Consider the following 13,205-nt stretch of genomic DNA (forward strand, 5'->3'; position numbering starts at 1 on the left):
CCAGGACTACTTCAGCTGGTCCGCCGTGTAGTAGCCGGTGTCGACCAGTTCCTTGGTGTAGTTGGTCTTGTCGACGCTCACCGGCTGCAGCAGGTAGGCGGGGACGACCTTGGTGCCGTTGTCGTACGACTTGGTGTCGTTGATCTCGGGCTTCTTGCCGTTGAGGACGTCGTCGATCATGGTCGAGGCGACCTTGGCGAGCTTGCGGATGTCCTTGTAGACGGTCTGCGTCTGCTGGCCCGCGATGATCGACTTCACCGAGGCGAGCTCGGCGTCCTGACCGGTGATGACCGGCAGCGCCTTGCTGCCGGAGCCGTAGCCGTCCGACTTCAGCGCGGCGAGGATGCCGATGGAGATGCCGTCGTACGGCGACAGGACCGCGTCGACCTTGGCGCTGCCGTATGTGGAGGTGAGGATGTCCTCCATGCGCTTCTGCGCGGTGGCACCGTCCCAGCGCAGCGTCGTGACCTGGGTGAGCTTGGTCTGGCCGGACTTGACGACGAGCTGCTTCTTGTCGATGTACGGCTGGAGCACGCTCATCGCGCCGTTGAAGAAGTACTTGGTGTTGTTGTCGTCGTTGGAGCCGGCGAACAGCTCGATGTTGAACGGGCCCTTCTTGCCGCTGTCCAGGCCGAGCTTGTGCACGATGTACGTGCCCTGGAGCTTGCCGACCTTCTCGTTGTCGAACGAGGCGTAGTAGTCGACGTTCTTCGTGCCGAGGATCAGGCGGTCGTAGGAGATCACCGGGATCTTGGCGTCCGCGGCCTGCTGCAGCACGTTGTTCAGCGACTTGTTGTCGATGGCCGCGACGATCAGGCCCTTGACGCCCTGCGTGATCAGGTTCTCGATCTGCGAGACCTGCTGGTCGGGGTCGTCCTCGCCGTAGACCAGCTTGGTCTTGTAGCCCTTGGCCTCCAGGTCCTTGACGACGTTCTTGCCGTCGGCGATCCAGCGCTCGGAGGACTTGGTGGGCATGGCGATACCGATGGTGCCGCCCTTGGCGCTGCCCGCCTTCTCCTTGCTGCCGCCTTCACCGCTCTGCCCGCAGGCGGACAGCGTGAGGGCGAGGGAGGCGGCTCCGGCTATGAGGGTGAGGGCGCTTCTACGAGTGCGCATAGTGATCGTCCCTGTTCTTCTCTTCGTTGAGATGTTTGGCGAGGTCGGTTGAAGCGCCCCGTAAGGGGCGCGGGGAACTGCGCGACCAGCCACGACGGCCCCGCAGTCCCCATTGGTCATCCAGTGGCACCTTCTGCGGGGAACCGGTTCAAAGCCCCCGGCAACCGGGACCCGAGCGGCGCCATATCGCCATCCGCCCCGTGCCGGGCAAGCAGGTCAAGAGCGAGCCGCCCGCGCCGCACCCGCTCCCGGGCGGTGTCCAGGGTCACGTCCCGCAGGTGGGTGCCCCACGGATAGATACCGGGAGCCTTGCTCAGACCGAACTTCAGATAGAGCGGCGCGCCGCGCCGAATCAGCTCGGCGACCTCGTACATCCGGATGTAGCCGCCGAGGTCGTCGGGGGCCTCGATGTACATGTCCATGGGGGCGGCGGAGACCCGCCGGATCTCGGTGAGGTGATCGAGCGTCAGATCGCTGGGCACGTTGAGCGAGTCGGCGCCGAGCTGCTCGTAGACCGCGTACGAGGCCGGGTTGACCGGCCCTATGAGCGCGGACACCTTCAGCGTGGTGTCGGCCGGGATGATGCCGCTCTGCCGCGCCCGGTGCAGCGTCCACAGCACGCCCTCGTCGGCGACGAGCAGGCACTTGACGCCCAACTCCGTTGCGCGGACGGCGTCTTCGAGGCAGCCGGCCACCGCGTCGTGGCCGCGGGCGCGCAGTCCGGCCCCCCGCGAGTCGGAGCGCACGGAGCCGCCGATGTCCCAGGTGCCGCGCGGGCCGGTGAACAGGCAGAGCTCGATGTCGCGCTCGGCGGTCGCCTCGACCATCTCGGTGATCTCGGCGTCGGTCAGCATCCACACGCCGCTGCCCTGGCTGATCCGGTGGATCGGCACATCGAGGCGCGAGGACTCCTTGAGTATGACGGCCAGCGCTTCGGGACCCTCGCACGAGGGGATCTCGGTGCGCCAGCGGCCGCCGCCGGGGAAGGTGTGCGGCGAGGCGTCGGCGGGGTCGAGGGCGGGCGCACCCAGCCCGAGCGCGGTGAGCGCCTGCTCACCCGGTCGGCGGGCCGCCGTGGCGGAAGCGTCGGTCGTCACAAGCTGTCCTTCGTGTTCGATATTTCGGACGAGGTTCGCGGCTCAAGTCATGGGGGGCTTGGGTGTACGCCGGTGCGGAGGCCGTCAGGTCGCCCCCGCACCGGCGCACGTCTAGGGGCGGAGCAGCACCTTGCCCACCTTCGGATCACCGGACCCGACCAGCTCGATGGCCTGCGGGAACTCGCCGAGCGGCAGCTCGTGCGTGACCAGCGGCAGCGGATCGAGCAGACCGGCCCCGAACACCCGCACCGTGTGCGCCCAGGCATCCGGCGGCGCCCCGAAGACGGTGTGCACCTCCAGCTGCCGTACGACGAGGTCGGTCGGGTCGAGCCCCTCGGCGCCCGCAGCCGGGATCCCCGTCAGGACCAGGCGTCCGCCGCGCCTGAGCAGGGAGGCGGCGGTGCGCGCGGCGGACGCGGACCCGGCGGTCTCGATGACGACGTCGAAGTCGTCAGGCAGCTCCTGGTCCTTGGTGCGGAAGTCGGTCGCGCCGAAAGTTCTCGAAAGCCCCGCCCGGTCGGGCCGCGTCCCTACGACGAGCAGCTCGGCGGGCGAGCCCGCCTTCAGGAACTGAACGGCGAACATCCCGAGCGTCCCGGTGCCGACCACCGCGACCCGCTCGCCCGGCAACGCGTTCGCCTTGATCGCGGCGGCCGCGATACAGGCGGCGGGCTCCAGCAGAGCGGCGGCCGTCAGATCGGCGTCGTCCGGCAGAACGTGCAGGAGGCGGGCCGGAAGGGTCAGCGTGGTGGCCATCGCCCCCGGCTGGGTGAACCCGGTCTCCTCGTACCCGGCCGTGCACAGCGTGGTCTCGCCCGCATGGCAGCGATCGCAGACCTGGCAGTTGCGGAAGCCCTCGCCGACGACCTTGCGGCCTACGAGAGTCGAAGGCACCCCGGCGCCGACCGCCGCCACCGTGCCGGACCACTCGTGGCCCGGCGTGAGCGGGTAACGGACGTACCCCTCGGGCCGGTTGCCCTGGTACACCTCGCGGTCGCTGCCGCAGATGCCGACGGCGTGGACGCGGACCAGGGCCTCGCCGGCGGCGGGCTCACGAGGGGTGTGCTCGACGAGCTCGTGCTCGCCGGGCGCCCCGATGACTACGGCGCTGCTCACTTCTGGGTGCCCTTCGGCTTGCGCTGCTCCCAGCCCTCGGCCCACAGGTCGAACCGGGCCTGCTGCTGCGGGAACTCGGCGGCCGCGTCCACGTCCAGCTCGACGCCGAGACCGGGAGCGTCCGACAGGTGGAAGTACCCGTCCACGACCTGCGGCGCGCCCTTCACCACCTTCTTGATCTCCGCGTCGGCGAAGTCGTTGAAGTGCTCCAGGATCTTGAAGTTGGGGGAGGTGAAACCGACCTGGAGGGAGGCGGCGGTCAGCACCGGCCCGCCCACGTTGTGGGGAGCGACGAGCACGTAGTGGGTCTCGGCGGTGGCGGCCAGCTTCCTGGTCTCCCAGATACCACCGATATGGCCGACGTCCGGCTGGATGATGTCGACGGCCTGGCTCTCGAACAGCTCGCGGAACTCGATGCGATCGTGAATCCGCTCACCGGTGGCGACCGGGATGTCGACCTTGGCGGCGACCTTCTCCAGCGCCTTCAGGTTCTCCGGCGGGCAGGGCTCCTCCAGCCAGGCGGGCTTGAAGGGTGCGAGCTCGTGGGCGAGCCGTACGGCGGTGGCGGGGGAGAACCGGCCGTGCATCTCCAGCATCAGCTCGGAGTCCGGCCCGATGGCGTCCCGCACGGCCTCGATCAGCGACACGGCATACAGGGTCTGCTCGTGGTCCAGCTCGAAGTGCCCGGTCCCGAAGGGGTCGATCTTCAGCGCCTTGTACCCGCGCTCCATGACCCCCTGGGCGGCCTTGTGATAGGCCTCGGGCGTCCGTTCCGTCGTGTACCAGCCATTGGCGTACGCCTTGACCTTGTCGGTCACCTTGCCGCCCAGCAGCTGCCAGACGGGCACCCCGAGGGCCTTGCCCTTGATGTCCCAGCAGGCCATCTCGATCACCGCGATGCCGGACATCACGATCTCACCGGCCCGCCCGTAGTCGCCGTACTTCATCCGGCGTACGAGGTCTTCCACGGCGAACGGGTCGGAGCCCAGAATGTGGTTGGCCTCCGCCTCCCGCAGATAGCCGACCAGCGCGTCGGTGTGGCCCAGCATCCGGGTCTCGCCGACTCCAGTGATCCCTTCGTCGGTGTGCACCTGGACGTATGTCAGGTTGCGCCACGGCGTCCCGACCACGTGTGTGCTGATTCCGGTGATGCGCACGGCAGTTGCCCCTTGCTGCGTCGTCGTCTGCTTCGTCTGCTTCGTCGGCCCGGTCGAACGTGTTCGAGATTTCGTCACACGTTCGAAATGCTGGCGTGACAGTAAGGACGGGGCGGCGGGAGTGTCAATGGGTCGAACACATAACGGTTTCGACACTGCTTTCGACGGGCTTTTCGGAGGCGGTTTCGGTGTGATCGGTAGAGATGCCCGGGAGATGCGTGCCGGTGGACTCAACTCGCCACGCCGGAACGGGTGGTTCCCTACACAACTTTCACAGCTGTGACTATGAACGTCACCTGTGCGGAACTTAGTCTTCCCGCGTCATGGACTACTGCCACCCGTGCCGACGGCACCTCAACGGCGCTCTCGCCTGCCCGGGGTGCGGCGCCTCCGTCGAAGAACTCCGCGGCTCCGCGGGGTACGCCGACGCGCCCGCGTACGAGGGCGGATACGGGTTGGCGTACGACGGCCACGGCGACGAGGGCCCCTACGACGACGAGTCCGACGACGAGGACGAGGACGACCGCGACGACGAGGCACCGGTCGGCAGGGCCGCCCGGCGTGCGCAGGAGCGCGGCCGTGGACGTGGGCGCGGCGGCCGGGCCGCCGAGGGCCCCGCGGGCGCTGCGAGCCGCCGCGATCGCAAAGCCGCCGCACACCGACGGCGCCGCCGCCGGGTGCTGCTGGTCACCGCGGCCGCCGTACTCGCGGCTGGCGGCCTCAGCCTCGCCGAACTGGGCATGGACGCCCCCTTCTCCAGCCCCAAGCCGGCCGCGGCCGGGGACGACTCGGCGGAGGGCGCGGCATCGGCGGAGGCCGGCACGAAGAAGCAGGTGGGCGACAAAACGGGTGACGGGCAAACGGGTTCCGCGACCGGCGGCCCATCGGCGTCCCCCTCGGCCTCGAAGTCCCCGAAGGACAAGAAGAAGGACGAGGACAAGCCCTCTGAAGCCGAGTCGACCAAGACGGACACGGCCCCGGGCACAACAACGGCCCCCACCCACACGACCCCCGCGTCGACCCCCACCCCCACATCAAACCCGACGACCTCCGACCCGACCCCGGACCCGTCCCCGTCGGAGTCGTGCAAGCGGTTCCTGTGGTGGTGCACCTGAGGTTCGGGTGCCGTAACCCGGTGTGCCTGGGGCGCTTTTTCGCCGCCGGTCACGACAATCCAGCCCGTCCGGCGTTTGAGGACAAGGCCCCTTAAGGGCCGATAGCGGGGGCCTGGGGGCGGCAGCCCCCAGTACGGCCACCGCAGCCGCACGGTGCAGCACACCCCCGGGCGCCAAACCTCACGCGGCAAGCATCCGCTGAAGCAAATCCCGCAAAGACAACCGCTCCTCCTCCGACAGCCCGGCCAACGGCTCCCGCGCAAAGCGCAACCCGTCCCGCAGCTCCCGAGCCACCCGCAGCCCCTCCTCCGTAGCGGCAGCAAGCTTCACGCGCCGGTCGGCCGGATCGGGGCGCCGCTCCACCAGCCCCCGTGCCTCCAGCCGGTCCACGATCCCCGTGACATTCGACGGCTCGCACTTCAGCTTCTGTGCCAGCTTCCGCATCGGCAGCGGCTCCAGCGACAGCAGACTCAGCAGCCGCGCCTGCGCCCCGGTCAGCGTGTGCTCGCCGGCCGCCTCCTCGTAGTCCGCGTAGAACCGGGCCACGACATCGCCGATGAGCTCGACGACCTCCATGGTCAGAGCGTCGGGGCGGCGGGTCTTTTCGGGTGTGGACATGGCTCCAGGATACCCCGTTACTTGACAACCTGAAATATTCAGGAGCATGGTTGTTTCAGGTACTGAAGTATTCGGTCCTGAAGTTCTTGAAGTACTACCCGCACGCTTGAAAGGCGCTCGTCATGATCAACCGCGAATGGCACCTGCTCAGCCGCCCGGTCGGCTGGCCGAAGCCCGAGGACTTCGCCCTGGTCGAGACGGAGGTCGGAGCGCCGGGCGAGGGCCAGGTGCTGGTCCGTAACAAGTACCTCTCGGTCGACCCGTACATGCGCGGCCGCATGAGCGACGCGAAGTCGTACGCCGCGCCCTTCGAGCTCGGCAAGGTCATGCAGGGCGGTGCGGTCGGCGAGGTCGTCGAGTCCAACGCCGAGGGCATCGCCGTGGGCGACCACCTGTTGCACTTCTTCGGCTGGCGCGAGTACGCGGTCCTCGACCCGAAGACCGCCGTCAAGGTCGACCCGGACGCGGCGCCGCTGAGCACGTACCTCGGCGTCCTCGGCATGACGGGCCTGACCGCCTACGCCGGCCTGCTGCGCGTCGGCGCCTTCAAGGAGGGCGACGCGGTCTTCGTGTCCGGCGCGGCCGGCGCGGTCGGCAGCCAGGTCGGCCAGATCGCCAAGCTGAAGGGTGCCTCGCGCGTCATCGGCTCGGCCGGCTCCGACGAGAAGGTCAAGCTCCTCGTCGAGGAGTACGGCTTCGACGCCGCCTTCAACTACAAGAACGGCCCGGTCCGGGAGCAGCTCAAGGAGGCCGCCCCGGACGGCATCGACGTCTACTTCGACAACGTCGGCGGCGAGCACCTGGAGGCCGCGATCGGCGCGCTCAACCTCAAGGGCCGGGCCGTGATCTGCGGCATGATCTCGGTGTACAACTCGACCGAGCCGACCCCCGGTCCGCGCAACATGGTCAAGATCGTGCAGAACCGGCTCCGCATCGAGGGCGTCCTCGTCGGCGACCACTACGACCTGCAGCAGCAGTTCGTCCAGGAGGTCGGCCCCTGGGTCGCCTCGGGGCAGCTGAAGTACCGCGAGACCGTCGTCGAGGGCATCGAGAACAACCTGGAGGCGTTCCTCGGGGTTCTGCGGGGCGACAACACCGGAAAGATGATCGTCAAGCTCTGACCTCCACGAGAGAACCTCTTCTGCCGGTTTCCGGTATGCGGTAACTTCTTTCCGAAACCGTCGTCGATCGTGGGCGCGAGTCGCGGCGGACCGAGGAGGAGAAGACACCGCATGTCCATCCAGCAGACGGACGTCCTGTACACCGCCGTCGCCACCGCCGAGAACGGTCGCGACGGCCGGGTCGCCACCGACGACGGCAAGCTCGACGTCGTCGTCAACCCGCCCAAGGAGATGGGCGGCAGCGGCGCCGGCACCAACCCGGAGCAGCTGTTCGCGGCCGGCTACAGCGCCTGCTTCCAGGGCGCGCTGGGCGTCGTCGCCCGCCAGGAGAAGGCCGACATCTCCGGCTCGACGGTCACCGCGAAGGTCGGCATCGGCAAGAACGACGACGGCTTCGGCATCATCGTCGAGATCTCGGCCGAGATCCCGAACGTCGACGCGGAGCAGGCCAAGGCCCTCCTGGAGAAGGCCCACCAGGTCTGCCCGTATTCGAAGGCGACTCGCGGCAACATCACCGTGACGCTCGTCTGACGTCGCTCGTTGCGTACGACGAGAGGCCGCACCCTAGGACGTGGGGTGCGGCCTCCGTCATGTCCAGCAAGCTGCTGGGTGGGCCTTGCGGCGCCGTTTTGTTTTTTAGGGGCGCGGGGCTGTGTCGATATGCGGCTCCGCCGCGGGGCGCGACCAGCCACAACGGACCCGCAGGCGAAGTACGGACGCCAGCGAACCGCTAGGCAGCCAGTGCAGCGCAGTGAACCGCTCTCACCAGCCGCTCGTTCTCCGGCGCCGCCCCGCCCGGAAAGGCCATCCGCCGCCGGGTGTAGCCGTACGCCAGCCCGCTGCGCGGGTCCGCGAACGCCTGCGACCCGCCCGCCCCGCTGTGCCCGAAGGTCCCGGCGCCCAGGAACGGGTACCAGGCGTCGGCCGTCGCCTGGAAGCCCAGGCCGAAGGCGCGGTGGGTGCGGGCCACCAGGTCGTAGCCGACCGAGTGGATCTGGCCGACCTCGGCGATGGTGTCCGGCTTCAGCAGCGGTGGCCGCCCGGCCACCTCGCTGATCGCCGCCGCGTACATCCCGGCGAGCCCGCGCGCCGCGGCCACGCCGCCCGCCGATGCCGGCCCCTTGGCGCGCACGGTACGGGAGTTGGGGTAGTCCACCAGCTCCCCCGGGTCGGGCACATGCGTGTTGAACGCGATCGAGGCGAGCGTGTGCGGCCCCGTCGGTGTCGCGTCCAGCAGGGCCTGCTGCGTCGCCGTCGGAGCCATCGGCTGCACCGACCGGAAGCGGGGCTCCAGCCCCTCGGGCAGCCCCAGGAAGAAGTCCAGCCCGTACGGCGCCCGCACCCGCTCCTCGTAGACCTCCTGGAGGGTGCGACCCGTGGCCCGCCGTACCACCTCACCGGTGAGCGCGCCGATGACGAGCGCGTGATAGCCGAAGGCCGTGCCCGGGCGCCAGAACGGCCGCTGGTCCGCGAGCCGTTCGGCGATCGCGCGGTCGTCGGCCAGCTCGTCCCTGGTGAACCCGGCATCGAGCCCGATCAGCCCGGCGCGGTGCGTGAGCAGGTCCCGCAGGGTCAGCGCCGCCTTGCCGTCGGTCCCGAACTCCGGCCAGTAGTAAGTCACTTTGCGGTCCAGCTCCAGCGTGCCGTCCTGCACGAGGAGCGCGACGACCAGATGGGCGGCGCCCTTGGTCGACGAGAACACGCCGTGGAGGGATTCGGCGTCATTGCCTTCCCCGGCCCACAGATCGACGACCTTCCGGCCGTGCACATACGCGCACAACTGGCCTTCGTAGTCGGGCAGTTCCCCCGCCGCGAACGCGGCGAACTCCTCGCGCACCATCTCGAAGCCGTCCGCGACGGTGCCGTGGATCTCTCGCGTCATCCGTACTCCTCGATCTCAGCCGCTGCTCGCGTGTGCCATGGTGATCAATGCCCGTCCGACCTGCGGTAATTCCGTCTGTCCGGCCGCGATAGCCGGACATCCCGAGCCGTCGTCGAGCGGCCGCCGGCGCCCGGAGACGAGCGGGTCGCCGGTCGCGTACGGCTGCTCCACCCGCACCACGCCGCCCGCGTCCCCGTTGCCCTCGACCCGTTGCACCGCCAGCAGCCCGGCCGCCGAGCCGAGCGCCGCACCGGCGAGCAGGAACGATCCGGTCAGGGCGAGGGTGGCGATCGGTGCGGGTCGCGCAAGGACGGTTCTCGTGGTGCGCACGCGTACCTCCTCCGGGGCTTCCTGAGATCCGGGGCTTCCTGAGATCGGTACGGCGAGATGTACCTGTTCGACTCAACCGCAACAACAGGGAGTTCATGTCACGGATGGCCCGGATGGCGCATCGCCGACCGAGGTACGGGGGCATGCTGAGGGCGACCGTCGGCACACAGGCTCCAGCCGAGGAGAGCCCATGGCAACGATCCCCTCACTCCCCAGCAGGGACGACGTGCTGCGCATGGCACGCAACACCACCGACATCACCGGCCAGCTCCTGGACACGGCCGGGAACATCACCAGGATCGCGATCAACACCTTCGACCCACGGGACGGCTCGGGCGCGGAGGTGCTGCGCGTGCTGCGCGAGACCACCGCGGAACTGGCGGAGGCGAGCGCGTCGCCGCAGGCGCAGGAGGCCTTCTACCGGATCGTCGACACCCTGACCCGGCTGGGCACGAGCGGGGCGCCGCTCGCCGTGCACCCGGTGAGCGAACCGGCGCAGGCGCTGCTCACCGCGCTCGGCGACAGCCTCCTGCCGGTGCTGGATGCGGTGGAACCGGCCGTGGAGGAGTTCGCCGACGCCCTCGGCGACCTGGTCGAGGCAACCTCCCCGCTGCTGCCCGCGGCGGCGGGCGTGGCCGCCGGAGCGCTGCTCGCAGTGACGCCGATACTGCGAGCAGCAGCGGACGTACTACGCGAATCCTCCCCCGAACTCCGGCGCGTGGCCGACGCGTTGACCGCGGCCCTGGCCCCGCTGATGCCCCTCCAGGTCGCCCTCGCGGAACGCGCCGCGGCCGCCGGAGCGGGCGTCGTCCGAGCAACACTGCCCCCACTGGCCGACCTCGCGGAGGCGACAGCGGCAACGGCAAAGGCGGCCCGACCGATGCTGGTAGCAGGCGAGGAACTGCTGGTCTCCGGCCTGGAACAACTCCAGCCCCTGCTGCTGGCCGCGGCGTCCCGGACGGGCCGGGTGGCGCGGGCGGCGGCGGTACGGGTGTCGGCGGCCGTTTCGCCGGCGGCGGAGCGGGGGGTTGTGGTGTCCGTTACGCCGGTGTAGTCCCAGGTGTTGGCGGTGCCGTCCGGCAAAACAGGGCCCGATAGGGTTTCGCCATGCGCGATCTCGGGGCGGGTTTCACTTACCTTCTGCAGGGTCAACGATGGGTGGCCAGGCACGGCAAGCAGTACGGCTTCGGCCTGCTCCCGGGCCTGATCACCCTCATCCTGTACGCGGCCGCGCTCGTCTCCCTGGCTGTGTGGGGCGAGGACTTCGTCGGCTGGGCCACCCCGTTCGCCGACAACTGGTCCACCCCCTGGCAAGGCCTCTTCCGCGGCTTCCTCACCGCCGTGCTCTTCGCCCTGGCCCTCCTCCTCTCCGTCCTCACCTTCACCGCGGTGACGCTGCTGATCGGCCAGCCCTTCTACGAGAACCTCTCCGAGAAGGTCGACGCGGACGTGTCGCCCGACGGCACCGCCCCCGAGTCCGGCCTCCCCCTCTGGCGGGAACTGTGGATCTCGGCCCGCGACAGCCTCCGTATCGTCGTGCGCGCACTGCTCTGGGGCGTCCTGCTCTTCGCCTGCGGCTTCATCCCGCTCGTCGGCCAGACGGTCGTCCCGGTGATCGGCTTCTTCGTCACCGGCTTCTTCCTCACCGAGGAACTGACCGCCGTCGCTCTCCAGCGCCGCGGCGTCGAACTCCGCGCCCGCCTCGCCCTGCTCCGCTCCCGCAAGACCCTGGTCTGGGGCTTCGGCACCCCGCTGGGCCTGGCCTTTCTGGTCCCGTTCGTGGCGGTGTTCCTGATGCCGGGCGCGGTCGCGGGCGCGACGCTGCTGGCACGGGAGCTGCTGGGCGAGGAGACCGGCGAGGGCGCGGAGGCGGACGAGGACGAGCAGGTCACTTTCTGAACGTCGCGTCCGCCGCCACGGTCAGGATCGCCCGCACCTGAGCGATGATGTCCACCCGGTTCCGCACGAACTCGGGATCGGTCACCGTCCCCGTCGCCGGATCCGTGTTGCCCGTCCCGAACTGCAGCACCGGCGTGTGCACATGCCCGCCCGGCAGGGTGTCGTGCAGCCCGAGCCGGTCCCGCAGCAGGGTCGCTCGGTAGGCGATCTCGTTCGACAGATAGTTCCCGCCGCCACCGGCACGGGCCGTGGACCCCGCAGTGGGCCCGTCCGGCCGTACCACCGCATCCGTACCGCCCGCCGGGATCTCGGTGACCTCGGTGTGGTCGTACACGGGGAAGCGACCGGTGTTCGCGGCGACAATCTCCTTGTACGGCAGGGTCGTCGTCGTCCACTGCGGCTGCGAGGCAGGATCGCTCACCGGGACGGTCTCGGTCCGCCCGATGTTGTCGTTGTCGGGGAACCCGCCCCGCCAGGCCCCGTTGGTCCGCTCCACGTCGAACCGCCCGACCCGCCCCTGGCTCACGGTCATGAAGAGATCGACCTTCTTCAGATACGGCCGCAGCGTCCGCTCCACGGTCCCCTCCGCGAAGTCCTGCCAACGCACCGGGAACACGACCGTCTCGACCCGGGCCGGCCCGTCCGCCGTCCGGATCACCGTGCCGTCGAGCGCGAGCGCGGTCGCCCCGGAGGGATTGGAGATCCGGATGTCCCGGTCGAGCGTGAACGGGTCGAAGCCTGTGACCAGCACGCGCCTCAAGCCCTTGCCGCCCTGCGGGTAGCGCACATCGGTCTGCCCACGTGAGGTGCGCTCCAACGCATCGATCAGCGCGGCCCGTTGCTGGTCACTCAGCCCGAACTCGGGCTCCCAGGTGCGCACTTCCCGCGTCATCCCCAGCCGGGCCCAGTACAACGGCCGGTCGTCGTCCCGGGTGAGATCCCCACCCGCCGGCCCACGCCCCTGCGCCCGCTCCACGGCCCGCCGCCACAGCGCGGACCCCTCGTGTACGACGATGCGGCGGGCCTGCGCATAGGAACGGACCCCGTCCAGCGAGCGGGCAAGCCCGGGTGCCGCATCGTCGAACCCGGACCGTTCGAGGATCTCCTGCGGCACGGCCTTGTCGAGCCGCTGCTCCTCGACGGTGGGGGAGGGCGCCGTCCCGGCGGCGGTCGCCGTGGTGGGTGCGGCGAACCCGGCCAGCAGAGCCACCGCGAGTACACCGATCCGAACGCGTATGGAATTCAAGGGAGTTCAGGTCCTTCCGTCGCCGTCGTGGGGGAGCGTGGTGCGGACGGCCGCAGTATCGCTCGACGGAAGTGGTCTACGCCATGGTGCCCGTGTGTCGGGTGTGCATCATCGGCCGATCGAAATCATGGCGGCGGCGCGGGCCGGCAGGTGATACTTCCGCTGTGAAGACAGCGAAGGCAGCGAACCTGGGCGTCCTCTTCCTCATCGAACTCGGCGCCCTCGCAGCCGTCGGCTACTGGGGCTTCACCCGGGACGTCGCGACCCCGCTCGCCTGGCTGCTGGGCCTCGGTGCCCCGGCCGTACTCATCGTGCTGTGGGCGTTGTTCGGCTCGCAGAAGGCGTCGCACAAGACGCGCGGCGCGGTCCGTGTCGGCTTCGAACTGCTGTGGTTCGGGGCCGGGGTGGCCGCGCTCCTCGCCGCCGGTGCCGCCGGATGGGCCATCGCCTTCGCCGCCGTCTGCGCCGTGAGCAAGACCCTCGCCGTCATCTGGCGGCAGTAGCGGGG

Annotated in this window: 14 protein-coding genes; 6 read left to right on the forward strand and 8 right to left on the reverse strand. The window is 69.7% G+C overall.

All coding sequences use genetic code 11. From position 1 onward, the window contains the following. Positions 1 to 6 precede the first annotated feature (6 nt). The 4 genes from chvE to P2Q00_RS25630 form a co-directional block, all read right to left on the reverse strand. Entirely contained in the window at positions 7 to 1,116 is a 1,110-nt protein-coding gene (gene chvE, locus P2Q00_RS25615; RefSeq protein WP_275775061.1) for a multiple monosaccharide ABC transporter substrate-binding protein, read from the reverse strand. Between the two features lie 116 nt (positions 1,117 to 1,232). After that, positions 1,233 to 2,213 (reverse strand): hypothetical protein, encoded by a 981-nt coding sequence (locus P2Q00_RS25620; RefSeq protein ID WP_275775062.1) that lies wholly within the window; start codon positions 2,211 to 2,213, stop codon positions 1,233 to 1,235. A gap of 111 nt (positions 2,214 to 2,324) precedes the next feature. After that, on the reverse strand, positions 2,325 to 3,329 hold the full coding sequence (locus tag P2Q00_RS25625; RefSeq protein ID WP_275775063.1) for a zinc-dependent alcohol dehydrogenase: 1,005 nt from the start codon (positions 3,327 to 3,329) through the stop codon (positions 2,325 to 2,327). Beyond that, entirely contained in the window at positions 3,326 to 4,486 is a 1,161-nt protein-coding gene (locus P2Q00_RS25630; protein WP_275775064.1) for a mandelate racemase/muconate lactonizing enzyme family protein, read from the reverse strand. Before P2Q00_RS25630 ends, P2Q00_RS25625 begins: the two co-directional genes overlap by 4 nt. 323 nt (positions 4,487 to 4,809) lie before the next feature. On the opposite strand from P2Q00_RS25630, the gene P2Q00_RS25635 reads away from it, so the two are divergent. Next, entirely contained in the window at positions 4,810 to 5,601 is a 792-nt protein-coding gene (locus tag P2Q00_RS25635; protein ID WP_275775065.1) for an SCO2400 family protein, read from the forward strand. A 180-nt stretch (positions 5,602 to 5,781) separates the two neighbouring features. On the opposite strand, the gene P2Q00_RS25640 is transcribed toward P2Q00_RS25635, so the two are convergent. Next, on the reverse strand, positions 5,782 to 6,219 hold the full coding sequence (locus P2Q00_RS25640) for a MarR family winged helix-turn-helix transcriptional regulator (RefSeq protein ID WP_275775066.1): 438 nt from the start codon (positions 6,217 to 6,219) through the stop codon (positions 5,782 to 5,784). 122 nt (positions 6,220 to 6,341) lie between these two features. On the opposite strand from P2Q00_RS25640, the gene P2Q00_RS25645 reads away from it, so the two are divergent. After that, a complete protein-coding gene (locus tag P2Q00_RS25645; protein WP_275775067.1) occupies positions 6,342 to 7,340 on the forward strand; it encodes an NADP-dependent oxidoreductase in 999 nt (332 codons plus the stop codon). 111 nt (positions 7,341 to 7,451) lie between these two features. Next, positions 7,452 to 7,871: an organic hydroperoxide resistance protein gene (locus tag P2Q00_RS25650; protein ID WP_275775068.1), complete on the forward strand. Its 420-nt coding sequence runs from the start codon at positions 7,452 to 7,454 to the stop codon at positions 7,869 to 7,871. Between the two features lie 199 nt (positions 7,872 to 8,070). Here P2Q00_RS25650 and P2Q00_RS25655 read toward each other — a convergent pair whose 3' ends face one another. Together P2Q00_RS25655 and P2Q00_RS25660 are read right to left on the reverse strand one after the other, a co-directional pair. Further along, complete coding sequence (locus P2Q00_RS25655) at positions 8,071 to 9,222, reverse strand: serine hydrolase domain-containing protein (protein ID WP_275775069.1); 1,152 nt, start codon at positions 9,220 to 9,222, stop codon at positions 8,071 to 8,073. A gap of 15 nt (positions 9,223 to 9,237) precedes the next feature. After that, complete coding sequence (locus P2Q00_RS25660; RefSeq protein WP_338059339.1) at positions 9,238 to 9,552, reverse strand: hypothetical protein; 315 nt, start codon at positions 9,550 to 9,552, stop codon at positions 9,238 to 9,240. A 190-nt stretch (positions 9,553 to 9,742) separates the two neighbouring features. Here P2Q00_RS25660 and P2Q00_RS25665 point away from each other — a divergent pair, with 190 nt between their 5' ends. Continuing rightward, positions 9,743 to 10,606 (forward strand): hypothetical protein, encoded by an 864-nt coding sequence (locus P2Q00_RS25665; RefSeq protein ID WP_275775070.1) that lies wholly within the window; start codon positions 9,743 to 9,745, stop codon positions 10,604 to 10,606. Positions 10,607 to 10,659: 53 nt separating this feature from the next. Further along, positions 10,660 to 11,451 (forward strand): EI24 domain-containing protein, encoded by a 792-nt coding sequence (locus P2Q00_RS25670; RefSeq protein WP_275775071.1) that lies wholly within the window; start codon positions 10,660 to 10,662, stop codon positions 11,449 to 11,451. Here the strand turns inward: P2Q00_RS25670 and P2Q00_RS25675 are convergent. Further along, positions 11,441 to 12,697: a pyroglutamyl-peptidase I gene (locus tag P2Q00_RS25675; RefSeq protein WP_275775072.1), complete on the reverse strand. Its 1,257-nt coding sequence runs from the start codon at positions 12,695 to 12,697 to the stop codon at positions 11,441 to 11,443. The two genes, P2Q00_RS25670 and P2Q00_RS25675, sit on opposite strands and share 11 nt — an antisense overlap. Before the next feature lie 164 nt (positions 12,698 to 12,861). Here P2Q00_RS25675 and P2Q00_RS25680 point away from each other — a divergent pair, with 164 nt between their 5' ends. Next, the gene (locus P2Q00_RS25680; RefSeq protein WP_275775073.1) at positions 12,862 to 13,200 is read left to right on the forward strand and encodes a YrdB family protein; all 339 of its coding nucleotides are present in this window, start codon (positions 12,862 to 12,864) and stop codon (positions 13,198 to 13,200) included. Positions 13,201 to 13,205 lie beyond the last annotated feature (5 nt).

This window comes from Streptomyces coacervatus (assembly GCF_029223485.1).
GTDB classification, from domain to species: domain Bacteria; phylum Actinomycetota; class Actinomycetes; order Streptomycetales; family Streptomycetaceae; genus Streptomyces; species Streptomyces coacervatus.